Consider the following 21,714-nt stretch of genomic DNA (forward strand, 5'->3'; position numbering starts at 1 on the left):
AGGAGGAAGGCTATGAAGAAATTTAGAGCTCAAATATCAATTGGTTTAATATGTGCGTTGTTAGGATTTATGATAACATACCAACTTAAAGTATTAAACAAGCAAAACACAGCAGCAACAGATGTTAATAAGAATACACCAGAAATTATAACTGAAAACGTACAACTTAAAAAGCAAATAGAAGAAACAAAGAAGAAAATCTCTGAATTAGAAGCTAAAACAAGTGAATATGAAAGTGCTGCAAGTGGAAGAGATCAGGAAAGTAAATTGTTATACGAGGCGTTAAATGAGTCAAGAATACTGACTGGGGGCACTGAAGTAGAAGGAGAAGGTGTAATAATTTACATAGATCCTAGGATTGATATTTTTGATAGTAGCATTGGAGAGACAAATATTCGAGATGTGGATTTAGTTCATATAAGAAATGAATTAAACGCAGTAGATGCTGAAGCGATTTCCATTAATGGTATTAGGTTAACTTCCCGTAGTGCTATACGGACCGGTGGTAATGCAATTATTATAAATGATGAGAGAATTCCGTCGAATGAGAGAATTACGATTAACGTAATTGGAAACAAGAAGCTTTTAGTTAGTGCAATGGAATTCCCAGGCACACTTTCAGAACAATTACTTAATAGTTTTACAATAAAGACAACACCGACAGACAAAGTATTAATTCCTAAATATAATAAAACATATAAATTTGAGTTTGCTAAACCAGTAGAAAAAGAATAGAAATAAAATAGAGGTGATAAAATGGTTGCTTTTGTAGGATTATTAATAGGTATTATATTAGGAATTGTATGGAATGTGGAAATTCCAGTTAAATTTTCTCCATATATTTCTGTAGCAATTTTTGCATGTTTGGATTCAGTATTCGGAGCGCTCCGAGGGTCAATTTCCCATAATTTCAGAGCTGATATTTTCATATCAGGTTTTTTTGGGAATGCAGCACTAGCTGTAGCAATGGTTTATTTAGGGGATAAACTCGGAATTCCAATTTATTTGGCTGCCGTTATTGTATTTGGCGGAAGGATATTTGATAACTTTGCAATTATAAGGCGAATTTTAATAGACAAAACCAAATCCCACTCATGAGGTGATTAAATGAAAAATAATGAAGCTACCATATTTGTTTTTATCGCTTCCATAATTATAGGACTTCTTATATCTATGAACCTAGGGTTTGAAGGGGAAATTAATTTTTTAGATGTGAAACAATACAATGAAGCCTATAATGAGAGAAGTAAACTGTATTTAGAACTAAACAATTTACAACACGAATATTTCAGTATAAATTCAAGGTTTAAAAAATATGATACTAGTTATAACGCTGACTCTAAAATTTTAGAAGAAATACAAAAGGAAGTTATTTATAACAATCAAATTTTAGGAAAAAGTGACCTTGAAGGGCCAGGAGTTATAGTTACATTAGATGATGGAATAGCACTTACTAGTAGTTATGATGATAATATGTTAGTGACAGTTCATAACATAGATATTGAGCGAGTGATAAATGACCTGAGAAATGCAGGCGCAGAAGCCACTGAAGTAAATGGTATCAGGGTTACATATAATAATTCTGTTATATGTGTTGGCGTTCCTATTATTTTTAGCGGAATTAAGATTCCTGCACCTTTTTACATTAGTGCCATAGGAAACCAAGATTTGATGTATAATTATTTAAATAAAGAGCAATCTCATATAATGTCATTAAGGCTTAGAGAAATTGAAGTTAGTATTGAGAAGAAAGAAAAAATTAAAATATTATCTTATACAGGAGAATTTAAACATGAGTATGTGGTGCCTTTAACTAAAAAAGATTAATAAAATTAAAAATTACATTCAAATATTGAAGGAGTTTCTTTATTCAATGAAGAATTAAAAGAGAAAAGGATATTACAATTAACAATTGATTTTTACATAATAAAACAGTAAGGAGGGATGATAATTGGCAATTGGTGAAGTTTATAACAAATTAAAAAATGAAATTCCAGAAGGAGTAACACTTGTTTGTGTTTCTAAAACCAGACAAATAAGTGAAATACAAGAGGCATATGCATCTGGGGCTAGAGATTTTGGTGAAAATAAAGTACAGGAATTAATGGATAAATATGACAGCATAAGTGAAGATGTTAGATGGCATTTTATAGGACATTTACAAAGGAATAAGGTTAAATATATTGTTGGGAAAGTTCATCTTATTCATTCTTTAGATAGCATACGATTACTTCGAGAAATAGAAAAACGATATGGAGATAAAGATGAGATTGCTAACTTATTAATTCAAGTTAATATAGGCAGTGAAAGTACCAAGACTGGTATAGCAGTTAAAGATTTAGAAGCTCTAATAAAAGCTTGTGAAAACTGCAACAATATAAAAATCAAAGGTCTCATGGCTACAATTCCAATTGGTGGCGATAAGGATTGTAGAAAGTACTTTAGTGAGATGAAAACTATATTCGATAATTTAAAAACTTCTGAATATAAAAATGTTACAATGGAATTTCTGTCTTTAGGTATGAGTTCAGATTATGAGATTGCAATAGACTCGGGAGCTAATATGATAAGACTTGGAACGGAAATATTTGGAAAAAGAGATTACAAAAAACTGGAGGTATAAAAATGAGTAAAGTAATGAATAAGGTAATGGGTTTTTTAGGTATGGCAGAGGAAGCTGTGGACGAAGTTGAAGAAATGGATAATGAAGACGACAACATGGATATTGAATCCCTTATGAGTACAAACAAAAAACAAAGTAAAATTGTGAATATCCATACCACATCATCTGCAAAAGTGGTTATTATAAAACCAGATGATTTCGATGAAGCAACTACTATAAGTGATAATTTAAAATCTAGAAAAATAGTAGTAGTTAATACAACTGGATTAGAACCTAAAACTGGTCAAAGGCTATTAGATTTTATTGGAGGAGCTTGTTATGCATTAGGCGGTGAGCTACAGCAGATAGAAAAAGGAGTATATATAATTTCTCCATCCAATGTAGAAGTGGATAATGCATTAAAAAATGAACTAAGTTCAAAAGGAATTTTCAATTGGAATAAATAATAAGTATCCCCTAAAAAGGAATCTAGGAGGTATAAAATTTGTTATATAATTTTTTTGGTATGCTTTTTAACGTATTACAAGGTGCAATATGGATTGATGTGATTTTATCTTGGGTATATCCTAATCGCACAAATCAATATATAGAATTATTGCATAAGATTACAGGCCCTCTTTTATTACCGGGCAGAAAAATTCAAGAAAAGTATTTAGGAAATACAATGGTAGATTGGTCACCGCTTATTGCACTTTTAATTTTAATGTTTGCAAAAGGATTCGTACTAGGGCTACTTAGATAAATTAGTAGATTAAAGGAAGAGTTAAATGGATAAGAGAAAATTTTTAAATAGTATAAATTGTGATGACAAGAATTTAATTTCGAGTATATTTAATAAAATGCAACTAGCTGAAAAAACAAATAAGATAGTATTTACTAGTGATTTTATATCACCAGCAATTTGGAATGAGATTTTAGCTAAATGTGAAGATTATAAGGTAAAAGCTTTTACAAATGGTATATTTAAAGATGCTGATAGGAGAATTTTAGCATTTGCGGCTCTAGATGAGCCCAGAGAATATCCAATAAATTTGCTTGAAATAAAGAATAAATCAAAGTTTAGAAGTCCTGCGCATAAGGATTATTTAGGTGCAATAATGTCACTGGGTATTAATCGAGAAAAACTAGGTGATTTAATAATTGAAGATGGAATATGTTATGCTACCGTTTGTAGTGAAATTAGTAATTATATAATTACTAATTTAGAAAGTATAGCAAATTGTCCATGTGAAGTTCGTGAATATGATTATATGCACCATAATCTTCCAGAGAGAAAATTTGAAGAGAAAATAGTTATATCTACCTCTTGTCGTTTGGATGGTCTAGTTGCGGCTATATGTAATGTTTCAAGAAATAATTCAGTGGGGTTAATATCTCAAGGGAAAATATTATTGAATTATTTTCAGTGTTTTAAAAAAGATGAAACTTTAAAAAATAATGATACCTTAACAATTAGAGGATATGGGAAGTTTAAAATTAGAGAAATTGTAGGAACTACTCAAAAGGAACGTTTGAAAATTGCAATATTAAAGTATATTTAGTTATAGGGGGAAACAAATGAAATTAACTGCTATGGATATTAATAATAAAGAATTTAAAAAAGGCTTAAGAGGTTATAATGTTGATGAAGTTGATGAGTTTTTAGATCAGGTATCTGAAGAATATGAGATTATATACAAAGATAATTCGATTTTAAGAGAAAAGTCAGCGTTTTTAGAAGAAAAATTAGAACATCACGTTAAAATAGAATCAACAATTCAAAATACGCTAGTACTTGCTCAAAATGCAGCAGAACAAGCAAAAGTTTCTGCCCAAAAGGAATCAGAATCCATTATTAGAAATGCAAATGACTCCGCTCAAAGGGTGATAGACAAGGCAAACGATAGTGTGATTAAGATAAATGATGAATATGAAAAAATTAAACAAGAGTTTGCAATCTTTAGAACAAAATTCAGAAGTTTTATTAATTGTCAGATTGAGATGTTTGATGGCCTTGAGAATGATTATTTAAAAAAATATAATGCTTCTGTGGAGCAAAATGATAAAAAAAACCATAGTGAGATTGACGCTACATCAGAATATTCTAATTTAACACTTAAAAATATTGATGAAAGAGATTTCAATGATAAGGATTTAGAAGAAATAAAAACATTTTTTGCAAAAGGCTAAAATAAAAAGTCTCACCCACTAGGTGAGACTTTTTTATGTAGAAAATGTGTTATAATATATGGTATCTGTTTTATAGGATGATAAGGAGGAAAAAATGAATATAGGTATTATTGGAGCAATGAGTGAAGAAGTTCAGTTTTTAATTAGAGATATGGATTTTCAGGACCGCGTTATTAAGGCTAAAATGGAATTTAGTGTTGGTGTTATACATAATAAAAAAGTAGTTGTAGTTACTAGTGGTATAGGAAAAGTTAATGCCGCAGTTTGTACACAAATATTAATTGATGATTTTAAAGTTGATTATATTATAAATGTTGGTATTGCAGGTGGCACTAAGGATAATATATACCCTGGAGATGTTGTGATAGGTGATAATTTAGTACAGCATGATATGGATACCACTGCATTTGGTGATAAAATAGGACAGATTCCAAGAATGGATACTTTTGAATTTAAATGTGATAAAAAACTAATAGAGTATGCAACAAAAGCTTGCATGGATATAAGTGGCCATAATTATTTTACGGGAAGAATTGTGTCGGGAGATCAATTTATTGCAAGTGCTTCTAAAATAAGGTGGCTTTGTTCAGAGTTTGAATGTTTAGCTTGTGAAATGGAAGGTGCAAGTATTGCTCAAGTGTGTTATTTAAATGAAATTCCATTTATTGTTATTAGATCAATATCTGATAACGCAAATAATGGTGCTCATATGGATTATGAAAAATTCAAGGATATTGCTGTAGAAAATTCTACAAATATTTTAAATAATATGTTAAAGCTAATTTAGGAGTCGTATATATGGAAAAGTTATTAGTTGATAAAAAAAGTGGATTAGATTTACTTGTAAAGGTTAGAGATATAGTTATTGGCGGAAGCGAAAAGGTTATTATATCAGGTCCCTGCGCAGTTGAAAAATATGAAAATATGTATGCCATAGCTAGTGGTTTAAAAAAAGCAGGGGTACATATATTAAGGGGGGGAGCCTTTAAACCAAGAACTTCACCCTATGATTTTCAAGGATTAAAAGAAGAGGGGCTGAAAATACTTAAAAGCGTTGGTAATGAATTCAACATGCCAATAGTAACAGAGGTTATGGATACGAGTGATATAGATTTAGTATCAAATTATGCTGATATGCTACAAATAGGTTCTAGAAATATGTACAATTACAGTTTACTAAAAGAGGTTGGGAAATTAAAAATACCTATTTTATTAAAAAGGGGTATGAGTGCAACACTTTCAGAGTGGCTTAAAGCAGCGGAATATATTCTTTGTAATGGTAATGAAAATGTTGTGCTCTGTGAAAGAGGTATTAGGACATTTGAAACATATACAAGAAACACATTAGATTTAAGCATTGTGGCTGCAATTAAACAAAAATACCGTATCCCAATAATTGTTGATCCAAGCCATGGCACGGGTAGACGTGAGCTTGTAGAGACTATGTCACTAGCAGCAATTGCTGCAGGAGCGGATGGCCTCATGATTGAAAGTCATGTTACCCCAGATAATGCTATATCCGATGCAAAACAAACAGTATCAATAGATAGCATAGAGTCAATAGTGAAAAATGTAAAAAAATTCGAGAAATTTTAAATATTTTTAAATAAGTGTAATAAATTTCACTCCATGAGAAAACATAACCTTATAAAGATTTTTTATTTTAATATTAATGAAATATTAAAACTAGAGGAGTTGTTATCATGGAAAAGGAAAAACTACAATATTTTAAGGAAAAGTTAATGAATGAGAAATCAAGAGTAAATAGTCTTATTAATACATTGAAACAAAATGGCGTTGAAAATTTTAAAAGTGAAATGGCTTCTGAACTATCTTTTTACGATAATCATCCGTCAGATAGCGCAACAGAATTATTTGACACAGAAAAAGGGATGGCACTTGTTAAAAATGAAGTCACAATTCGAAATAAAATTGAGGATGCACTAAAGAATATTGAAAAGGGTACTTATGGGAAGTGCAAAAGCTGTGGTAACGAAATAATTGAGGAAAGATTAGAATTTATACCCTATGCAGACAAATGCGCACCATGTCAACAAACCATGGATAATAATAAGCCGGCAGAACAAAACAATAGGCCAGTGGAAGAAGATGTTCTAGGTGTGCCTTTTAGATACAGTTATACTGGTGAAGTAGCAACTTATGCTGAGGATACTTATCAGATAGTAGAGCATTTTAATGAAATGGAAGATGCAGCCGAATCTTACGAAGGGGATGAAGACGGTTATGTGGAACCTATAGAAAAAATAAGTAATGAGCAGTATAGAAATCAGTTACCAGATTAAAAAAAATAACAGTAGTTTTTTAAATAGGAATAATAGAAAAAGTATATATTGCGGTGAATTACTAGTTTGAGAAAATTTAGCAATATATACTTTTCTTTTTATGGTATATAGGGGGAAGGGTATGGAAATATTAATTGTTTTTTTAGGCTTGCTATTGGATAGAGTATCTAAGCTTTGGGCACTTGGTGCTTTAAAAGAAAGCAGTGGAATAATATTAATTAAAAATTTATTTAGTTTAGAGTATTTAGAGAATAGAGGAGCGGCCTTTGGAATTTTACAAAATAAAATAATACTATTAGCTATCGTTACCTTGATTGTTATATCAGTAATGATATATTATATTATTGCGTATAAGCCAAAAGGAAAACTTGTAAGAATAAGCTTTGCACTGATTATAAGTGGGGCTCTTGGGAATTTATACGATAGATTATTTTATAAATACGTAGTTGATTTTATTTTACTTCATTACAAAGATGTTTATTATTTCCCAACATTTAACGTAGCTGATATGTTAGTAGTCATGGGTACATTTTTTCTAATGATTTTTATAATAAAGGGAGATATATAGATGGATATTTTTGAGTTTAAAGTTGATGAAGGTGAAGTTGGAGAGCGTTTAGATGTTTTTATTTCTGGCAAATTAGAAAATAAATCTAGGTCCCATGTTCAAGGGATAATTGAAGGAGGAACGGCTTTCGTAAATGGTAAATGCAGGAAGAGTAATTATAAATTAAAATCAGGGGAAGAAGTAACAATAACTATTCCTGAGCCTGTAGAGTTAAATGTAAAAGCGGAGGATATACCACTGGATGTTATATATGAAGATAGTGATGTAATTGTAATTAATAAGCCACAAGATATGGTAGTTCACCCAGCACCCGGTAATTATACTGGAACACTAGTTAATGCACTTTTAAACCATTGCAAGGACCTCTCAGGTATCAATGGTATACTAAGACCAGGCATAGTTCATAGAATTGATAAGGACACATCTGGAGCCCTAGTGGTGGCTAAAAATGACAATGCTCATAACTGCCTAGCTGCTCAGTTTAAAGAACATTCAGCGAAAAGAAGTTATGTAGGCCTTGTAGAAGGTATAATTAAAAGCGATGAAGGTACAATTGATAAACCTATTGCAAGAAATCCTAATGATAGAATAAAAATGGGCGTAGTAGAAAGTGGAAAAAGGGCTGTTACCCATTATAAAGTAATAGAAAGATTTGAAAGTCATACATTAGTTGAATGTAATTTAGAAACAGGGCGAACTCATCAAATAAGAGTCCATATGGCAAAGATAGGGCATCCTTTGGTTGGTGATTTGGTTTATGGTTATAAAAAGCAGAGGTTTAATTTAAAAGGGCAAGCTCTTCATGCCAAAATGCTTGGATTTATACATCCAAGTACTAAAAAGTACATAGAATTTGTTTCACCTCTTCCAGATTATTTTGAAAAACTTATAGAAAAGTTAAGAAAAGAGTTGAAATAGCGCACAATTTATGATAATATGTTTTTAATATAATATTTATGCCTTTAAATGTTCCAGAGAGATCATAAGGATAAAGATAGCAATACTAGGATGCAAGTATAGTATGCCCTTACCTTATGGTGAGGGCTTTTAATATTGGGCATAAATAAAAAACAATATTAAATAGGGGGTGAAATTATGGAATTAAAATCAGTTCTTTTAGATGAAAAAGCAATAGAAAGAACACTCACAAGAGTAGCACATGAAATTAGTGAGAAAAATAAAGGGGTAGAAAACATAATCCTTGTAGGCATAAAAAGACGAGGGGTACCAATCGCACAAAGAATATCTATCTTAATAGAACAGTTTGAGGGTGTTAAACTTCCAGTAGGATCTGTTGATATTACATTATATAGAGATGACCTTACATCTTTAAATCAGCAACCTGTCTTAAACAACTCAGATTTAGGTATAGACGTAAGAGGGAAAAAAATAATTTTAGTAGACGATGTATTATATACTGGGAGGACAGCAAGAGCAGCAATTGATGCCATAATAGCTAAGGGTAGGCCTCAGATGGTACAACTTGCAGTATTAGTAGATAGAGGGCATAGAGAGCTTCCTATAAGAGCAGATTATGTAGGCAAAAATATACCTACTTCAGGAAAAGAAATGATATCTGTTGAACTTTTAGAAATTGATGGTAGTGATTCAGTTTGTATATACGAACTATAGATTTGTAGAAGATAAATAGCTTCGAAGAAGATAAATGATCTTTTAAAATAGTCCAGCGAGACTAAAAGGAGGAACTAAATGAAAAATTATATAGATGTAGATGAAAGATTACCTATCCTAAAGACTATTCCATTAAGTCTTCAACACTTATTTGCAATGGTGGGTGCAACTATCCTTGTACCAATGATTACAGGTCTTAGCCCATCAATAGCATTGTTCTGTAGTGGCGTGGGAACACTGTTATATATTTTATGTACAAAAGCTAAACTTCCTGCATATGTAGGCTCATCCTTTGCGTTCATTGGACCTATGGGTGTAGCCACAAAGTTATATGGGCAAAGTTCTATGCTATCAGGAATTATTGCTGCAGGTCTTGTATATATAATTGTAGCACTAATAATTAAAATTGCAGGAACTAAATGGTTAGATAGAATGTTATCTCCAGTGGTGGTAGGTTCTGTTGTAATTGTAATAGGACTAAGTTTAGCTGGCGTTGCTATAAACTGGGCAGGATTAAACTCAACATTTACAGATGCGTCACTTGAGGGTGTATCTAGATTTAAATGGATATTTATATCAATGACTACCCTTGGAATTGCTATATTGGGTACTATGTATTTCAAAGGATTTTTTGGTGTAGTTCCAATACTCATCGCCATGGTAATTGGATATATACTTTGTTTAATCCTCGGAGTAATTCCAAAGGAAGCTCTACAGGAAATAAGTAACGCAAAATTTTTCACATTACCAAGTTTCGTGTTTCCAACATTTAATATAAATGCCATTATGCTTATGGCTCCAGTAGCTTTCGTAACCCTTGCTGAGCATATTGGCCATGTGTATGTAACAAGTAATGTTGTAGGACGAGACTTTACAAAAGATCCGGGATTACATAGATCAATACTTGGAGATGGAGTTGCTACAATGTTTGCTGGATTTGTAGGCGGTCCTCCTAATACTACTTATGGGGAAAATATAGGAGTTATGGCAATTACAAAAGTATATAGTGTTTGGGTAATTGGAGGAGCTGCTATAATTGCAATTATATTATCATTTATAGGACCAGTATCTGCGGTAATTGGCAATATTCCACTGCCTGTTATTGGTGGAGTTAGTGTACTGTTATTTGGTATAATTGCATCCTCTGGTTTTAGAATTTTTGTAGAAGATAAAATAGATTTTAGTAAAAAAAGAAATCTTATAATTGCTTCAGTTATAATAGTTTTAGGTATTGGTGGAGGCGGTATTAAATTCCCATTCGCAGGATCAGAAGTTGAAATTGCAGGGGTTGCTCTTGCAACTTTAGTGGGTGTAATACTGAACTTAGTTTTACCTGAAAAGAGTGTGTCAGAAGATAAAGAATAGGGTTTTAATGTAGCTGAAATTATAAATGAAGTGTCAGAGATTTATCTGGCGCTTTTATTTTTATTAGACGGTTAATGTGAAATTCCTAGACAATAATAACAAATAGAGATATCATAATATAAGAGATTCAATCAATTAAGAAGAAGAAATGGGAGAGATAATATATGATGTATGATTTAATTGCTACTACGTCTTTTGGTTTAGAAGCTGTTACAGCTAAGGAGTTAAAGCAGTTGGGCTACGAAGATTTAATTGTAGAAAATGGAAGAGTAACATTTAAAGGAGATGAAATGGATATTGCTATATGCAATATTTGGCTAAGAACTGCAGAAAGAGTTTTTATAAAGATGGCAGAATTTAACGCTTTATCTTTTGAAGAGCTGTTTCAAGGAACCCTTGCGGTAGATTGGGGTAATTTAATACCTGAAGACGGTAAGATGCACATAGTAGGTAAATCTGTAAAATCACAACTTCACAGTGTTCCAGATTGTCAAGGAATAGTAAAAAAAGCAGTAGTAGAGGCTATGAAGAAAAAATATGATTCAGAATGGTTTTCAGAAGAAGGCCCGGTGTATAAAATAGAGGTTGCAATCTTAAGAGATACAGTAACACTATCGATAGATACTTCAGGTGTGGGATTACATAAGAGGGGATATAGAGAATATGCAGGTGAAGCACCACTGAAAGAAACACTAGCTGCAGCCCTTGTGTTAATAAGTAAATGGGATACTACTAGAGTCCTTGCTGATCCTCTATGTGGTTCAGGAACCATTGCAATAGAAGCAGCCCTTATAGGTAAAAATATTGCACCTGGTATAAATAGGGAATTTGTAAGTGAAACTTGGCCAAATATGGAAAGTGACATTTGGGAGCAAGTTCGAGATGGGGCAAGGCAAACTGTAAATAGTAATGAAGTTGAAATACTAGCTTCAGATATTGATGGAAGTTTACTTCGAACAGCCATACAGAATGCTGAAAAAGCAGGAGTTAAGGACTGTATAAAGTTTCAGAAAATACCTATGCAAAGTTTCACTTCAAGGCAGAAATATGGAGTTATAATAACAAATCCACCTTATGGAGAAAGAATGGGTGAGCTCCAAGAGGTAAAAAAACTTCATATAGACTTTGGAGAAATGTATAGGAGTTTAAATGAATGGTCCTGTTTTGCAATAACAGCGAATAAGGATTTTCAGAAAGACTTTGGAAACAAAGCAGATAAAAACAGGAAATTATATAATGGAAGACTTCTATGTTATTATTACCAATATATAAAAGAAGTACCTAGGAAAAAGAAAGAAGACTAAGGGTGCGATACCTATGAGCTTTCTCCTGCGTGGCTTGCAATATGAGCTCGAAACGTGAAATTTCATTAAGAAATTCTAAACTTTTGCCAATCTAAAATTCTCTATCGCTCACACTCGGCGTCCAGCCTCGGGTTCGCTGGCCTGCCGTCCTGGCAGGCCTACGAGAATTTTAGATTGGCAAAAGAAGAATTTCTAAATGGAATTTCAATGTTTTTTCGCTTCATATTGTAAGTCACTTTGGAGAAAACTCATACTATTATGTATGTTACAGTAGAAGGCCAAGAGATTCGATGTCCGACGTTGGAAGGGTTATGAGAGTTTCTAAATGAAGATAAGACAAGGGATATATTATACATATATAACTTGTCTTATCTTTGGTTTATATTTTGAGCAATGAATTAGAAAACTAGTTATATGTTATTTCATTGAATTAAATGGTGCAACCAATCTATGAGTTGTTTCATTAATGGCGAAAAAGACGTACTAATAAATAAAAACACGTGGAGGGATGAAATGAAATACTGTATTCTTATGGGAAGTCCCCGTAAAAATGGAAATACAATTAGCTTAATAAAGCCTTTTATTGATGAACTTGAACTTAACCAAATTCAGTATGAGTTGATTTGGCTTTATGATAAACATATTGAATCTTGTATTGCTTGTAGGAAATGTCAAAAAGATTGGTCGATTTTTGGATGTCATTATTCTGATGATGTACAGGAAATTTTTGATAAAGTATATGACAGTGATGTTATTATTTTGGCTACACCTATTTATTCATTTTATTGTACACCACCGATGAAAGCATTGCTTGACCGTTTGGTATATGGAATGAATAAGTATTATGGTGATGAAAAAGGACCTTCTCTTTGGAATGGCAAAAGAGTAGGTATCATAACCACTTGCGGTTATAGACCAGAAAATGGGGCTGATTTATTTGAGGAAGGTATAAAACGCTATTGTAAGCATTCTCAATTAAAATATACTGGAATGCTTGTTGAAAGAGATTATGGTTATAAATCTGTATTTATATCAGATGAAAAGATTGAACATTCAAAGTCATTTGCTCGACAATTAATAAGCAATAGAGAATAATCTGATATGGGTAATTTAGATACATTGTTAGTACTGAATTTCACCGGTCGTGACTTAAAATAATAAGAGCAGAAACATTGAAATTCCTTAATAGAATTTCAATGTTTCTGCTCTTATTTTAAGTCGCGAAGGAGAAATTTCATAGGACACGTTCCTGTTTTTTATTCAACTCTTTCTAAGGAACTTTCACTTGGCGTTACATATATTGTTTTATTTGTAGAGTAAATAACCATCCCAGGTTTTGCACCTGAAGGTTTCTTTACATTTCTAACTTCGGTATAATCCACTGGTACACTAGAGGAATTTTTAGATTTACTATAAAAGGCTGATAAGTTTCCTGCCTCAAGTAGTGTGGTCTCAGGTACATTACCAAAGTTTTTAATAATAACGTGGGAACCAGGGATATCCTTTGTGTGTAGCCATATATCATTTTTATTGGCGAATTTTAAAGTTAATAAATCATTTTGAATATTATTCCTACCTACATATATATCAATGCCTTCACTGGAAATAAAGTGCATAGGTTTGGTTGGCTTTGCTTTTTTAGCTTTACCGTGCTTTTTATAAGTAATATAGTCAGTTTCTATTAGTTCGTTTTTTATATCTTCAATTTCATTATAGCTATCCACATTTATTATGTTAGTGAGTACAGAGTGAAGATATTTTAATTCGTTCTCAGTAAGGTCCATTTGAATCAAACCCATTTCTTCTGATTTCTTAAATTTATTGTACTTTTTATAGTAGTGTTGAACATTTTGCGAAGGAGTTTTATTTTCATCAAGTTTTATTTTAATAGACTCTCCATTTTCACTATAATAATTTACAAGATCAGCAAATTTATCACCTTTTTTAAGTGAGTATATATTAGCGGTTAAAAGTTCACCTTGTAACTTATAAGAACCTTTAGTTTCACATTCCTTTAAGGTTTCAAGGAGTATTTTAATTTTTTTGTCGCAACGGCTGATGTTGGTATTAACTATTTTTTGAAGATTTGCACTTTTAGCATTTAACCTATCGTGTTTATCCTTTTGAAAATAAAAATCCTCTATAAGTTTAGAAGGTGAATCATATTTTTCATAGGTGCAATCACTTAATGCGGTAAGTTTAAGGGAGTGGAAATCTTTTAACTTACCATTCATAGCATAGGAAGCTAAAAAAATGTTTTCATGCATGCAGTTAAATAGATTTGTAGTGAAATCATATATGTTTTTAGCATGCTGCAAATCAAAGCCAATATTTTGAATAGAATACCTGTACATAAGTTCCTTAGAAAGTCCAGAACTTACGCCTGTGAATGTACCTGTAAAAAACTTTTCAGTGAAATTTATATCTTTTGTGGTTATATACTCATAAAATTCATCATAACTGGTGTTAAAAGCATCCAACTTTGTAGAAACGGGAGGATACATATATTCTACACCAGTAAATAAAACACGGAAACTGTTAACATCGGCTGTAACATGTTTAATGCTATCCATAACCAAATTGTCTCTAGTGCGAACTAAGCTAATATTACTATGTCTACCCATTATTTCAATAATTAGTGAGTACACACTATCAAAGCCTAATTCATCGCTACTTTTAAAGTCAATGGTAAGTAATCTATCCGAATTTGTTTGTCTTACATCCAGTACAGTAGCTGTATTCAAATATTTTCTCAAAACCATGCAAAATATTGGTGCTTTTATTGGGTTTTGCTTATTAAATTCTGTAAAGTGAATTCTAGGATAATTTGAACTTGAACTTATTAATAATTTATATACTTTTCTATTCTTCTTGAAGCTTAATATAATTTCATCTTTTTCTGGTTGTGTTACTTTATCAACTCTACAATCTATGATTACATCCTTTATTTCCTCTATGAGGCTAGATAAATAAATACCATCTAATGCCATATATATCATCCTTTCAATTTGTCTAAATATTATAATTCTATATTTATTAAATAATACATTATTTAATAGACTACCATTGTTGTAAACAATAGTATCAGTATACCATTAAAGAAAATTATTGAAAAGTAAGCTTTTTTTTATTTAAACACACAAAAACTGAATAAAATTTAAAAAGAGGGCAATTATTAAAAAGGTATACAAAGGGAAAAGGTAAGATATTATGAGAAAAAAATTACTCCAATTACTATGGGATAAAAATTTAATCACTGAAGAAGAACGTAAAGAAATAATTGCACTTTCTAGAGATAAGAATTGTAGTGAAGAACAAATAATTTTCAGCTATATAAAGGTAGATTTAAACGGTCTTATTTCAATAATGGAGAATAATTTTAATATACAATTTATCGATTTAGAATCTAAAAGCGTAAAAAACAAATCATTTAATTCCATATCCAAAGAAGTGGCTAAAAGGTATAGTTTAATACCATTCTATGAAAAAAATAATGAAGTACACGTGGCTTTTACAAATCCATTCGAAATAAAAGTTATTGATGAACTTAAATTTATAACAAATAAAAAAATTAAAATTTTCTTCTCTTTGGCAAGTCACATCTCAGAGGCTATAGAAAACTGTTATGGAAAACAAATTGTGGATGTGGCAGTTGAAGAAATGAAAAAAGAATATATGCTACAAAGTAAAGAAAAAAACAAAGAAACACATTCAGAAATTTCAACTGAAAATGCGCCAGTTATAAGAATAACAAATTCACTATTAAAACAGGCAGTTAATGCAGAAGCTAGTGACATTCATCTAGAACCTTTTAAGCATTTTGCCATACTTAGAATGAGAGTAGATGGAATCCTAAATGAAATCAATCAAATCCCAAGTAATGTATATAAATCCTTGTGTACAAGAGTTAAAATAATGGCGAATATGGATATAGCTACTAAGTTAATTCCACAAGACGGTAAGATAACGGAGAATATAGATGGAATAGATTATGACTTTAGGGTATCCTCACTGCCAACAATGTATGGTGAAAAACTAGTTATAAGAGTCTTATACAAATCAGAGAGATTCATTAATTTAGATTCATTAGGGTTTAGTAAAGATGTGGTTATTATTTTAAAGGATATATTAAAACTTTCTCATGGAATGATACTTGTAACGGGGCCTACAGGAAGTGGAAAATCTACAACACTATACGCACTACTAAATGAAATTAATAGCATAAGTAAAAATATTATTACTATAGAGGATCCTATAGAATATAACATGCCTAGGATTAATCAGGTAAATGTAAATAATAAAGCTGGACTTACTTTTTCAACGGGTCTTAGAAGTATTTTAAGGCAGGATCCAGATGTAATAATGCTTGGAGAAATACGTGATGAAGAAACAGCGCAAATTGCTGTAAGGGCATCAATAACTGGGCATTTAGTCTTATCAACTCTTCACACTAATGATTCAACAAGTTCAATTTCAAGATTAATAGATATGGGTATTCCATCATATTTAGTGGCAGATTCACTTGTTGTGGTATTAGCCCAGAGATTAGTAAGAAAATTATGCAGTTATTGTAAAACTGAAAGTGAGAATAGTATTGAAGATTTGCAGAACTTTAACCTTAAAGAGGGAGAAGTGATATATAGTGCTTTAGGATGTAATAAATGCAGTGGTACTGGATATAAAGGTAGGACGGTGGTATATGAATTATTAAAATTAGATAGTAATCATAAATCAATTATAGCAAGAAGTGGTATAAGTGATGAACTTTGGCTATATTGTAGTGAAAATAGTTCGGGTTCATGTAGGGAGAGTTGCAAGGCATTAGTACGAAGTGGTGTAACTTCAATAGAGGAATTTATTAATGCTACTTATAGCTATAACTTTAAATAAGGTATTAGGTGAAATATAACATGAGATATAAATATATGGCTAAAACAACAAACGGGAAAATAGTAAAGGGCAGGACCTATAGTGATAGTACAGACGAACTCGCATTACGCTTACGAGAGAAGGATATATTCTTAATAAAGTGTAGAAGAATAAAAAAAATAACTGACATGTCCACTAAACCTAATTTAAAAACTATATCTATATTTTGCAAACAGTTCTCAATATGTATCAAATCAGGAATACCAATATGCGATATTCTTCATTTGCTTTACTTGCAAATGGAGAATAAATCTATAAAAAATAGTCTTATTAGCATAAAAGAAAATGTACAAAAGGGTAACTCGCTTTATATAAGCATGAAAAAGACTATAAATATTTATCCGGAGTTTATGATAAATATGATTTATTTAGGTGAGGAGAGCGGAAAATTAGATATAATTCTAGAGGAATTAGCACACTATTATGAAAAAGAGTATAAACTTCTAAAAAAATTTACTAACTCCATGATTTATCCATGCACAGTATTTTTAACATTAATGGTAGTATCATTATTCCTATTTATAAAGGTAATCCCAGTGTTTATAACAAATTTAAATTCTCTTAACGCGCAGATTCCATTAATAACAAAAATTATTTTAGGAACTAGTAGCTTTTTAAGTGATAATTTTTTATGGATTTTAATGCTTATTTTAATTTTAGTTTTTATGTTCATGGAATATTTTAAAACTGAAAATGGACAAATAGGCTTTGATAAATTTAAATTTATATGTCCGGCACTAGGACCTGTATATAAGCGTCTTATTTATACAAGATTCACAAGAGGACTTAATATACTACTAGGTAGCGGAGTGGGACTATTAAAATCTTTTGAAATAATTAATGATGTTATTAATAATAGATATTTCAAGTTAAAGCTTAAAACAGTTTTTGTTGATATAAAAAAAGGAGAAGAATTGTCCAGCAGTTTAAGTGGAATTAATATTTTTCCGATGTTTTTTATTTCTATGGTAAAAATCGGTGAAGAAACTGGCAATTTAGAAGAAATGTTTTTAACTGCTGCTGATATCTTTTATGAAGATGCGCAGGAGAGTGTAGAGAAAGCTACCGCACTACTGGAGCCAATTATAATAATTTTTTTAGGGGTTATGATTGGTGCGATTATACTAGCGGTTATGTTACCAATGTTAAATGTTATGGACTCTGCAGGCAAATTTTAAGTGCATTTAGATCTATTTTAAAAACATAGGAAGGGCGATTTATGCGTAAAGGATTTACATTAATTGAAATGATATTAGTACTCGCCATTATGAGTTTAGTCGGAGGAATATGCGTTGCATCTGTAGGGTACTATAAAACAGTTAAAAATAGTGTGGATGCAGATTATCACTGTAATGCAGCAGTAGATTTTATTAATAATTCGAAAATGTATTGTAGAGAAAATACTTGTAGTGTAATTGTAACCTTTGATAAAGTGAAAAATGAAATAAGGACAGCTAATGGAATGAAGGTTGTAAAGAAATTAACACTTAAAAACAAGATAACCTTATATAAGTTTACAGGAAGGAATAGTAATGCACAAATTGTAATTGATAATAAGGGATACAGTAATGATGCATTCACAATAATTTTAAAGGATAATAATTCTATAAAACATGAAATTACAATGAGGGTAGGTACCGCATATGTTAAAATCAACGAGTAAAAAGGGATTTACTTTAGTGGAGGTAATATGTAGTTTGTCTATATTTTCCATAATTTTCATCTCGGTTATGTCATTTGATATAACTTCTTCTAAGATGAAAAAGACAATTAAAATCACAAATAATAACGTGTTTATAATGGAAACATTAAAAAATAATATTATATACTCTATGACTTTCGAAGAATTAGAAGGGCTAAAAACAGATAATAGAGTTTTTATAAATAATGAAAACATGACTTTGGCGAAAATTCAAAAATCATTAATTAATGTGTTTTCAGATGAGGTGTTAGAAGAGAAGCCTTATATACAATTGAGCTTTTTGAAATATGAATTAAATGTGTATAGTTTAAGGCTGTGCTTTTATGATAATATGCAAAATGATACTCCAGGACTTCAGTGTAATTTTTACAAAGGCAACTATAAATGAAGAAAAGAGCGTTCACACTTATAGAAATGATAATTGCTATGGCTTTGGTGTTTTTATTGCTAGGGGTAGTAGATAGTATGATGATATCACATTTGAAAAAATATAAAAGTGACGTGCTACAAAATAGAGGGTTTAATTATTTAAATGAAGCCATAGCTATGATACAAAGAGAGGTAAATCTAGATGCTACTGAGGTTATAACTGAGGGGAATATTATAAAAATAAAATATTCAGATGGAAGTACTATTAATCATATAAAATGTATCAATAGCTGTCTTTATATACTGTATGGTACAGTTTATTTGCAGCCAAAGGATAATTCCAATAAGAACCTAATTATAGACGATGTGAAAGATTTTGTTGCTACAAAATCCGGTAAGATTCTCTATATTAAAATTATTTGGAAGAGTGGTCAAAGTATTGAGAGAGGTTTGGTTATAGAAAATGCAAACTAAAAAGGGATTTATAATGGTTTATACGGTTCTAGTAGGACTTATTTGCATAATGATAATGATGTACATATTTGATATTCAAATGTCGGAAGTGGAGTATTCTAGGAGCAATAAAACATATATTTTAAAAGAAGATAATTATCAAAGATATAGTGAATATTTAATGACGCTATTTTACACTTATATTCTTGAAAATGATTATGATATAAAAACATCAGGAATAGAAAAGTTTTTTTATGATTCTATTGGGAGTATTGTAACTTATGAATTAGCTAAGGTGAGGTATTCTAATATAACACAGGAATTTATTTTCACAATGCCCCGCGATGCTGTAACAAATAGAAATAACTATTTTAAATTAAAGGCTTTGGGTGAAAAGTTTCAATTAATATTTGTAAAAACTGATTACACTGCTAAATGAGGGAGTTTAAAAATGAAATTTAGAAGAAATATGTTTCTTGAAGTATCCAATGAAAAAATTTTAGGTATAGAATTTTCTAAAAGCACTATATTAAATAGAGTTAAAAGTATTGTTGCCTTAGATACTTATTATAAAGATTTTCAGAGTATAAAAGATTTTGAAGCACGTATAAAAAATAAAAACTTGTATATTCTTGTTGAAGGCGAGACAGTATATATTAAAATGGTAACTTTGCCATTAGTGAGAAAACATTTGATATTTGATATGATTAAAAATGAACTAAGATATTATTATAAGGATATAGATCATATTGCATTTACTTATAAACTAATTAAACAAGATAAGTTTAATATGGACATATTAGTTTTTTGTTTAAAGGGAAATAATTTAGATGTTTTAAAAAATAGCATAAATAATAATATCAATTTAAAAAAAGTAAACTTAATTCAAATTTGTTTTAGAAATTATTATAGTAGTAAGATAAACGATAAAAACTATATACTGGTTTTTTACTACAATTACAATTTGTATTTTCTAATATGCGTAAGTGGTGAGATTGTAGCTAATAATAGCATATTTATAAAAGAACTATTATTGTTTAAATATTCAGATGCAATGAGTGAATTTTTAGAAGTGTATAGTGATTATGCAAAATTATGTAAAAAAGTGTATTATGCAAATGTTAAGGGCTTGAACATTGACGAATTTAAAAATCAAGCGTTATCGAATCAAATACTAGATGATTTAAAGCGTGAACAATTACTACAATATATTTTAGTGAAAGGGTAGGTAGATATGGGAAAAAAAACATTCTTTCCTAACTGGTATCTGGATAAAAAAAATATAATAAGGGATAAAAAAATAAAAATATGTATTATAGTGGTCTTACTAGCAAATATTTTTTTAACAGCTACTATAATAAACATTTCTAAAAGAACAAGTATTTTAGACCAGTCTTCTCCTGTGGAAAATAATATTAACATTTTAAAAACTGTTAAACAGGATATATTTACTATTGAAAAATATAAGCAAATAAGTGATTTTTTAACGAAAAGTAATTTAACTTACAAAAATATTATTATAACTGGGAGTAACTTTGAAATAGACATTGAAGTTAGGAGTTATGAGGAGTATATATATGTAATAAGGTGTATTGAAAATGAATACTCAATAAAAAAATTAATCCCAAATATTAAAAATAAAGAAAATGAAGATGATTTTAATTTTAAAGTTATATTAGGAGTGTAAAATGTATAAAAGTATAAAATATATAAGAATATTAGTAATACTCGTCATGTTAATGGGAATTTTATCTTTTAAACTCCTTGTTATAAAGAATAAGACTGCCCAAATTAAAGATCAAAGCGTATTGTACAATAAAGCAAAAAAAAATATTAATGAAGTTGAAAAATTTGGGTATAGTGATATTTTGGAATGCTTAAGTAAGAACAGTTATTTTAAAGTGGAATCTATTAATATGAGAGAGAAAGAGGAATGCAGTGTTGAGGTTATTTATAGTGGTGATATAAAATTATTGTATAGTTCCTTACATAATTTAATCCAAAGTAAAAATTTTTTAGAAGTAGAAACAATTAATATTAATAAAGAAGCTGAAATTACAAATATTAGCATGAGTTTTATAAAGAATAAGTAATGTGCACTAATTATAGTGGTATAATCATAGTAAAATATAAAAAAATGAAAAAATATATAATTATATTTGCAAATGTTACTAAGTTTTGATAAAATAACATTGTTCCATTGTGATATTTACATTTAATATGGTTATAAAATATTTGTTAAGGTTATAATATAAATGGATTAATTTAATTAACAACGAATTTTGGAGGGATACTTA

27 protein-coding genes are annotated in these 21,714 nt (G+C 30.2%); 26 read left to right on the forward strand and 1 reads right to left on the reverse strand.

Translation table 11 applies throughout. From position 1 onward, the window contains the following. Positions 1 to 12: 12 nt before the first annotated feature. From JJD95_RS08790 to JJD95_RS08870, 17 genes are all read left to right on the forward strand, one after another. On the forward strand, positions 13 to 735 hold the full coding sequence (locus JJD95_RS08790; RefSeq protein ID WP_291642436.1) for a DUF881 domain-containing protein: 723 nt from the start codon (positions 13 to 15) through the stop codon (positions 733 to 735). A gap of 21 nt (positions 736 to 756) precedes the next feature. After that, the gene (locus JJD95_RS08795; RefSeq protein WP_291642438.1) at positions 757 to 1,098 is read left to right on the forward strand and encodes a small basic family protein; all 342 of its coding nucleotides are present in this window, start codon (positions 757 to 759) and stop codon (positions 1,096 to 1,098) included. A gap of 9 nt (positions 1,099 to 1,107) precedes the next feature. Further along, positions 1,108 to 1,827, forward strand: coding sequence for a DUF881 domain-containing protein (locus JJD95_RS08800; protein ID WP_291642440.1), 720 nt, complete (start codon positions 1,108 to 1,110; stop codon positions 1,825 to 1,827). A gap of 124 nt (positions 1,828 to 1,951) precedes the next feature. Beyond that, positions 1,952 to 2,623, forward strand: coding sequence for a YggS family pyridoxal phosphate-dependent enzyme (locus JJD95_RS08805; protein ID WP_291642442.1), 672 nt, complete (start codon positions 1,952 to 1,954; stop codon positions 2,621 to 2,623). Positions 2,624 to 2,625: 2 nt separating this feature from the next. Further along, positions 2,626 to 3,069: a cell division protein SepF gene (locus tag JJD95_RS08810; RefSeq protein WP_291642444.1), complete on the forward strand. Its 444-nt coding sequence runs from the start codon at positions 2,626 to 2,628 to the stop codon at positions 3,067 to 3,069. A 38-nt stretch (positions 3,070 to 3,107) separates the two neighbouring features. Then, positions 3,108 to 3,365 carry a YggT family protein gene (locus JJD95_RS08815; protein ID WP_291642446.1) on the forward strand — a complete coding sequence of 86 codons (258 nt, stop codon included), beginning with the start codon at positions 3,108 to 3,110 and terminating at the stop codon, positions 3,363 to 3,365. Between the two features lie 25 nt (positions 3,366 to 3,390). Further along, a complete protein-coding gene (locus JJD95_RS08820) occupies positions 3,391 to 4,164 on the forward strand; it encodes a YlmH/Sll1252 family protein (protein WP_291642448.1) in 774 nt (257 codons plus the stop codon). 16 nt (positions 4,165 to 4,180) lie between these two features. After that, positions 4,181 to 4,792 (forward strand): DivIVA domain-containing protein, encoded by a 612-nt coding sequence (locus JJD95_RS08825; RefSeq protein WP_291642450.1) that lies wholly within the window; start codon positions 4,181 to 4,183, stop codon positions 4,790 to 4,792. 94 nt (positions 4,793 to 4,886) lie between these two features. Then, positions 4,887 to 5,579, forward strand: a complete 693-nt coding sequence (locus JJD95_RS08830; protein ID WP_291642452.1) for a 5'-methylthioadenosine/adenosylhomocysteine nucleosidase — start codon at positions 4,887 to 4,889, stop codon at positions 5,577 to 5,579. A gap of 11 nt (positions 5,580 to 5,590) precedes the next feature. Then, positions 5,591 to 6,388 (forward strand): 3-deoxy-7-phosphoheptulonate synthase, encoded by a 798-nt coding sequence (gene aroF, locus JJD95_RS08835; protein ID WP_291642454.1) that lies wholly within the window; start codon positions 5,591 to 5,593, stop codon positions 6,386 to 6,388. 107 nt (positions 6,389 to 6,495) lie between these two features. Further along, positions 6,496 to 7,095, forward strand: a complete 600-nt coding sequence (locus JJD95_RS08840) for a TraR/DksA C4-type zinc finger protein (RefSeq protein WP_291642456.1) — start codon at positions 6,496 to 6,498, stop codon at positions 7,093 to 7,095. A gap of 121 nt (positions 7,096 to 7,216) precedes the next feature. Then, complete coding sequence (lspA, locus tag JJD95_RS08845) at positions 7,217 to 7,663, forward strand: signal peptidase II (protein WP_291642458.1); 447 nt, start codon at positions 7,217 to 7,219, stop codon at positions 7,661 to 7,663. Next, positions 7,664 to 8,581, forward strand: coding sequence for an RluA family pseudouridine synthase (locus JJD95_RS08850; RefSeq protein ID WP_291642460.1), 918 nt, complete (start codon positions 7,664 to 7,666; stop codon positions 8,579 to 8,581). 177 nt (positions 8,582 to 8,758) lie between these two features. Further along, positions 8,759 to 9,295: a bifunctional pyr operon transcriptional regulator/uracil phosphoribosyltransferase PyrR gene (gene pyrR, locus JJD95_RS08855; protein WP_291642462.1), complete on the forward strand. Its 537-nt coding sequence runs from the start codon at positions 8,759 to 8,761 to the stop codon at positions 9,293 to 9,295. A gap of 78 nt (positions 9,296 to 9,373) precedes the next feature. Then, positions 9,374 to 10,660: a uracil permease gene (gene uraA, locus JJD95_RS08860; RefSeq protein ID WP_291642464.1), complete on the forward strand. Its 1,287-nt coding sequence runs from the start codon at positions 9,374 to 9,376 to the stop codon at positions 10,658 to 10,660. Positions 10,661 to 10,824: 164 nt separating this feature from the next. After that, positions 10,825 to 11,964 carry a class I SAM-dependent RNA methyltransferase gene (locus JJD95_RS08865; protein ID WP_291642466.1) on the forward strand — a complete coding sequence of 380 codons (1,140 nt, stop codon included), beginning with the start codon at positions 10,825 to 10,827 and terminating at the stop codon, positions 11,962 to 11,964. Between the two features lie 513 nt (positions 11,965 to 12,477). Continuing rightward, positions 12,478 to 13,059 (forward strand): flavodoxin family protein, encoded by a 582-nt coding sequence (locus JJD95_RS08870; protein ID WP_291642468.1) that lies wholly within the window; start codon positions 12,478 to 12,480, stop codon positions 13,057 to 13,059. 161 nt (positions 13,060 to 13,220) lie between these two features. Here the strand turns inward: JJD95_RS08870 and JJD95_RS08875 are convergent, their stop codons facing one another. Further along, complete coding sequence (locus tag JJD95_RS08875) at positions 13,221 to 14,954, reverse strand: NFACT RNA binding domain-containing protein (RefSeq protein WP_291642470.1); 1,734 nt, start codon at positions 14,952 to 14,954, stop codon at positions 13,221 to 13,223. A gap of 220 nt (positions 14,955 to 15,174) precedes the next feature. Between JJD95_RS08875 and JJD95_RS08880 the strand changes: the two genes are divergently transcribed. The 9 genes from JJD95_RS08880 to JJD95_RS08920 are packed head-to-tail and all read left to right on the forward strand — an operon-like array spanning position 15,175 to position 21,510. Beyond that, on the forward strand, positions 15,175 to 16,854 hold the full coding sequence (locus JJD95_RS08880) for a GspE/PulE family protein (RefSeq protein WP_291642472.1): 1,680 nt from the start codon (positions 15,175 to 15,177) through the stop codon (positions 16,852 to 16,854). A gap of 20 nt (positions 16,855 to 16,874) precedes the next feature. After that, a complete protein-coding gene (locus tag JJD95_RS08885) occupies positions 16,875 to 18,071 on the forward strand; it encodes a type II secretion system F family protein (protein ID WP_291642474.1) in 1,197 nt (398 codons plus the stop codon). Between the two features lie 41 nt (positions 18,072 to 18,112). Then, positions 18,113 to 18,556, forward strand: coding sequence for a type II secretion system protein (locus JJD95_RS08890; RefSeq protein WP_291642476.1), 444 nt, complete (start codon positions 18,113 to 18,115; stop codon positions 18,554 to 18,556). Beyond that, positions 18,537 to 18,983, forward strand: coding sequence for a type II secretion system protein (locus JJD95_RS08895; RefSeq protein ID WP_291642478.1), 447 nt, complete (start codon positions 18,537 to 18,539; stop codon positions 18,981 to 18,983). The genes JJD95_RS08890 and JJD95_RS08895 overlap by 20 nt, the downstream gene beginning before the upstream one ends. Continuing rightward, entirely contained in the window at positions 18,980 to 19,438 is a 459-nt protein-coding gene (locus JJD95_RS08900; protein ID WP_291642480.1) for a type II secretion system protein, read from the forward strand. Before JJD95_RS08895 ends, JJD95_RS08900 begins: the two co-directional genes overlap by 4 nt. After that, on the forward strand, positions 19,428 to 19,856 hold the full coding sequence (locus JJD95_RS08905) for a hypothetical protein (RefSeq protein ID WP_291642483.1): 429 nt from the start codon (positions 19,428 to 19,430) through the stop codon (positions 19,854 to 19,856). The genes JJD95_RS08900 and JJD95_RS08905 overlap by 11 nt, the downstream gene beginning before the upstream one ends. A gap of 12 nt (positions 19,857 to 19,868) precedes the next feature. Next, complete coding sequence (locus JJD95_RS08910) at positions 19,869 to 20,645, forward strand: hypothetical protein (RefSeq protein WP_291642485.1); 777 nt, start codon at positions 19,869 to 19,871, stop codon at positions 20,643 to 20,645. Positions 20,646 to 20,651: 6 nt separating this feature from the next. Further along, positions 20,652 to 21,104: a hypothetical protein gene (locus JJD95_RS08915; protein WP_291642487.1), complete on the forward strand. Its 453-nt coding sequence runs from the start codon at positions 20,652 to 20,654 to the stop codon at positions 21,102 to 21,104. 1 nt (position 21,105) lies between these two features. Continuing rightward, on the forward strand, positions 21,106 to 21,510 hold the full coding sequence (locus JJD95_RS08920; RefSeq protein WP_291642489.1) for a hypothetical protein: 405 nt from the start codon (positions 21,106 to 21,108) through the stop codon (positions 21,508 to 21,510). Positions 21,511 to 21,714 lie beyond the last annotated feature (204 nt).

The sequence above is a fragment of the Clostridium sp. genome (assembly GCF_016650035.1).
Classification (GTDB): Bacteria; Bacillota; Clostridia; order Clostridiales; family Clostridiaceae; genus Clostridium_AD.

Bases quoted from the DNA above. Each gene is read 5' to 3' on its own strand.
- JJD95_RS08790 (WP_291642436.1), top strand. From the start codon at position 13: ATGAAGAAATTTAGAGCTCAAATATCAATTGGTTTAATATGTGCGTTG.
- JJD95_RS08795 (WP_291642438.1), top strand. From the start codon at position 757: ATGGTTGCTTTTGTAGGATTATTAATAGGTATTATATTAGGAATTGTA.
- JJD95_RS08800 (WP_291642440.1), top strand. From the start codon at position 1,108: ATGAAAAATAATGAAGCTACCATATTTGTTTTTATCGCTTCCATAATT.
- JJD95_RS08810 (WP_291642444.1), top strand. From the start codon at position 2,626: ATGAGTAAAGTAATGAATAAGGTAATGGGTTTTTTAGGTATGGCAGAG.
- JJD95_RS08820 (WP_291642448.1), top strand. From the start codon at position 3,391: ATGGATAAGAGAAAATTTTTAAATAGTATAAATTGTGATGACAAGAAT.
- JJD95_RS08825 (WP_291642450.1), top strand. From the start codon at position 4,181: ATGAAATTAACTGCTATGGATATTAATAATAAAGAATTTAAAAAAGGC.
- JJD95_RS08830 (WP_291642452.1), top strand. From the start codon at position 4,887: ATGAATATAGGTATTATTGGAGCAATGAGTGAAGAAGTTCAGTTTTTA.
- aroF (WP_291642454.1), top strand. From the start codon at position 5,591: ATGGAAAAGTTATTAGTTGATAAAAAAAGTGGATTAGATTTACTTGTA.
- JJD95_RS08840 (WP_291642456.1), top strand. From the start codon at position 6,496: ATGGAAAAGGAAAAACTACAATATTTTAAGGAAAAGTTAATGAATGAG.
- lspA (WP_291642458.1), top strand. From the start codon at position 7,217: ATGGAAATATTAATTGTTTTTTTAGGCTTGCTATTGGATAGAGTATCT.
- JJD95_RS08850 (WP_291642460.1), top strand. From the start codon at position 7,664: ATGGATATTTTTGAGTTTAAAGTTGATGAAGGTGAAGTTGGAGAGCGT.
- pyrR (WP_291642462.1), top strand. From the start codon at position 8,759: ATGGAATTAAAATCAGTTCTTTTAGATGAAAAAGCAATAGAAAGAACA.
- uraA (WP_291642464.1), top strand. From the start codon at position 9,374: ATGAAAAATTATATAGATGTAGATGAAAGATTACCTATCCTAAAGACT.
- JJD95_RS08865 (WP_291642466.1), top strand. From the start codon at position 10,825: ATGATGTATGATTTAATTGCTACTACGTCTTTTGGTTTAGAAGCTGTT.
- JJD95_RS08870 (WP_291642468.1), top strand. From the start codon at position 12,478: ATGAAATACTGTATTCTTATGGGAAGTCCCCGTAAAAATGGAAATACA.
- JJD95_RS08875 (WP_291642470.1), bottom strand. From the start codon at position 14,954: ATGGCATTAGATGGTATTTATTTATCTAGCCTCATAGAGGAAATAAAG.
- JJD95_RS08880 (WP_291642472.1), top strand. From the start codon at position 15,175: ATGAGAAAAAAATTACTCCAATTACTATGGGATAAAAATTTAATCACT.
- JJD95_RS08885 (WP_291642474.1), top strand. From the start codon at position 16,875: ATGAGATATAAATATATGGCTAAAACAACAAACGGGAAAATAGTAAAG.
- JJD95_RS08890 (WP_291642476.1), top strand. From the start codon at position 18,113: ATGCGTAAAGGATTTACATTAATTGAAATGATATTAGTACTCGCCATT.
- JJD95_RS08895 (WP_291642478.1), top strand. From the start codon at position 18,537: ATGTTAAAATCAACGAGTAAAAAGGGATTTACTTTAGTGGAGGTAATA.
- JJD95_RS08900 (WP_291642480.1), top strand. From the start codon at position 18,980: ATGAAGAAAAGAGCGTTCACACTTATAGAAATGATAATTGCTATGGCT.
- JJD95_RS08905 (WP_291642483.1), top strand. From the start codon at position 19,428: ATGCAAACTAAAAAGGGATTTATAATGGTTTATACGGTTCTAGTAGGA.
- JJD95_RS08910 (WP_291642485.1), top strand. From the start codon at position 19,869: ATGAAATTTAGAAGAAATATGTTTCTTGAAGTATCCAATGAAAAAATT.
- JJD95_RS08915 (WP_291642487.1), top strand. From the start codon at position 20,652: ATGGGAAAAAAAACATTCTTTCCTAACTGGTATCTGGATAAAAAAAAT.
- JJD95_RS08920 (WP_291642489.1), top strand. From the start codon at position 21,106: ATGTATAAAAGTATAAAATATATAAGAATATTAGTAATACTCGTCATG.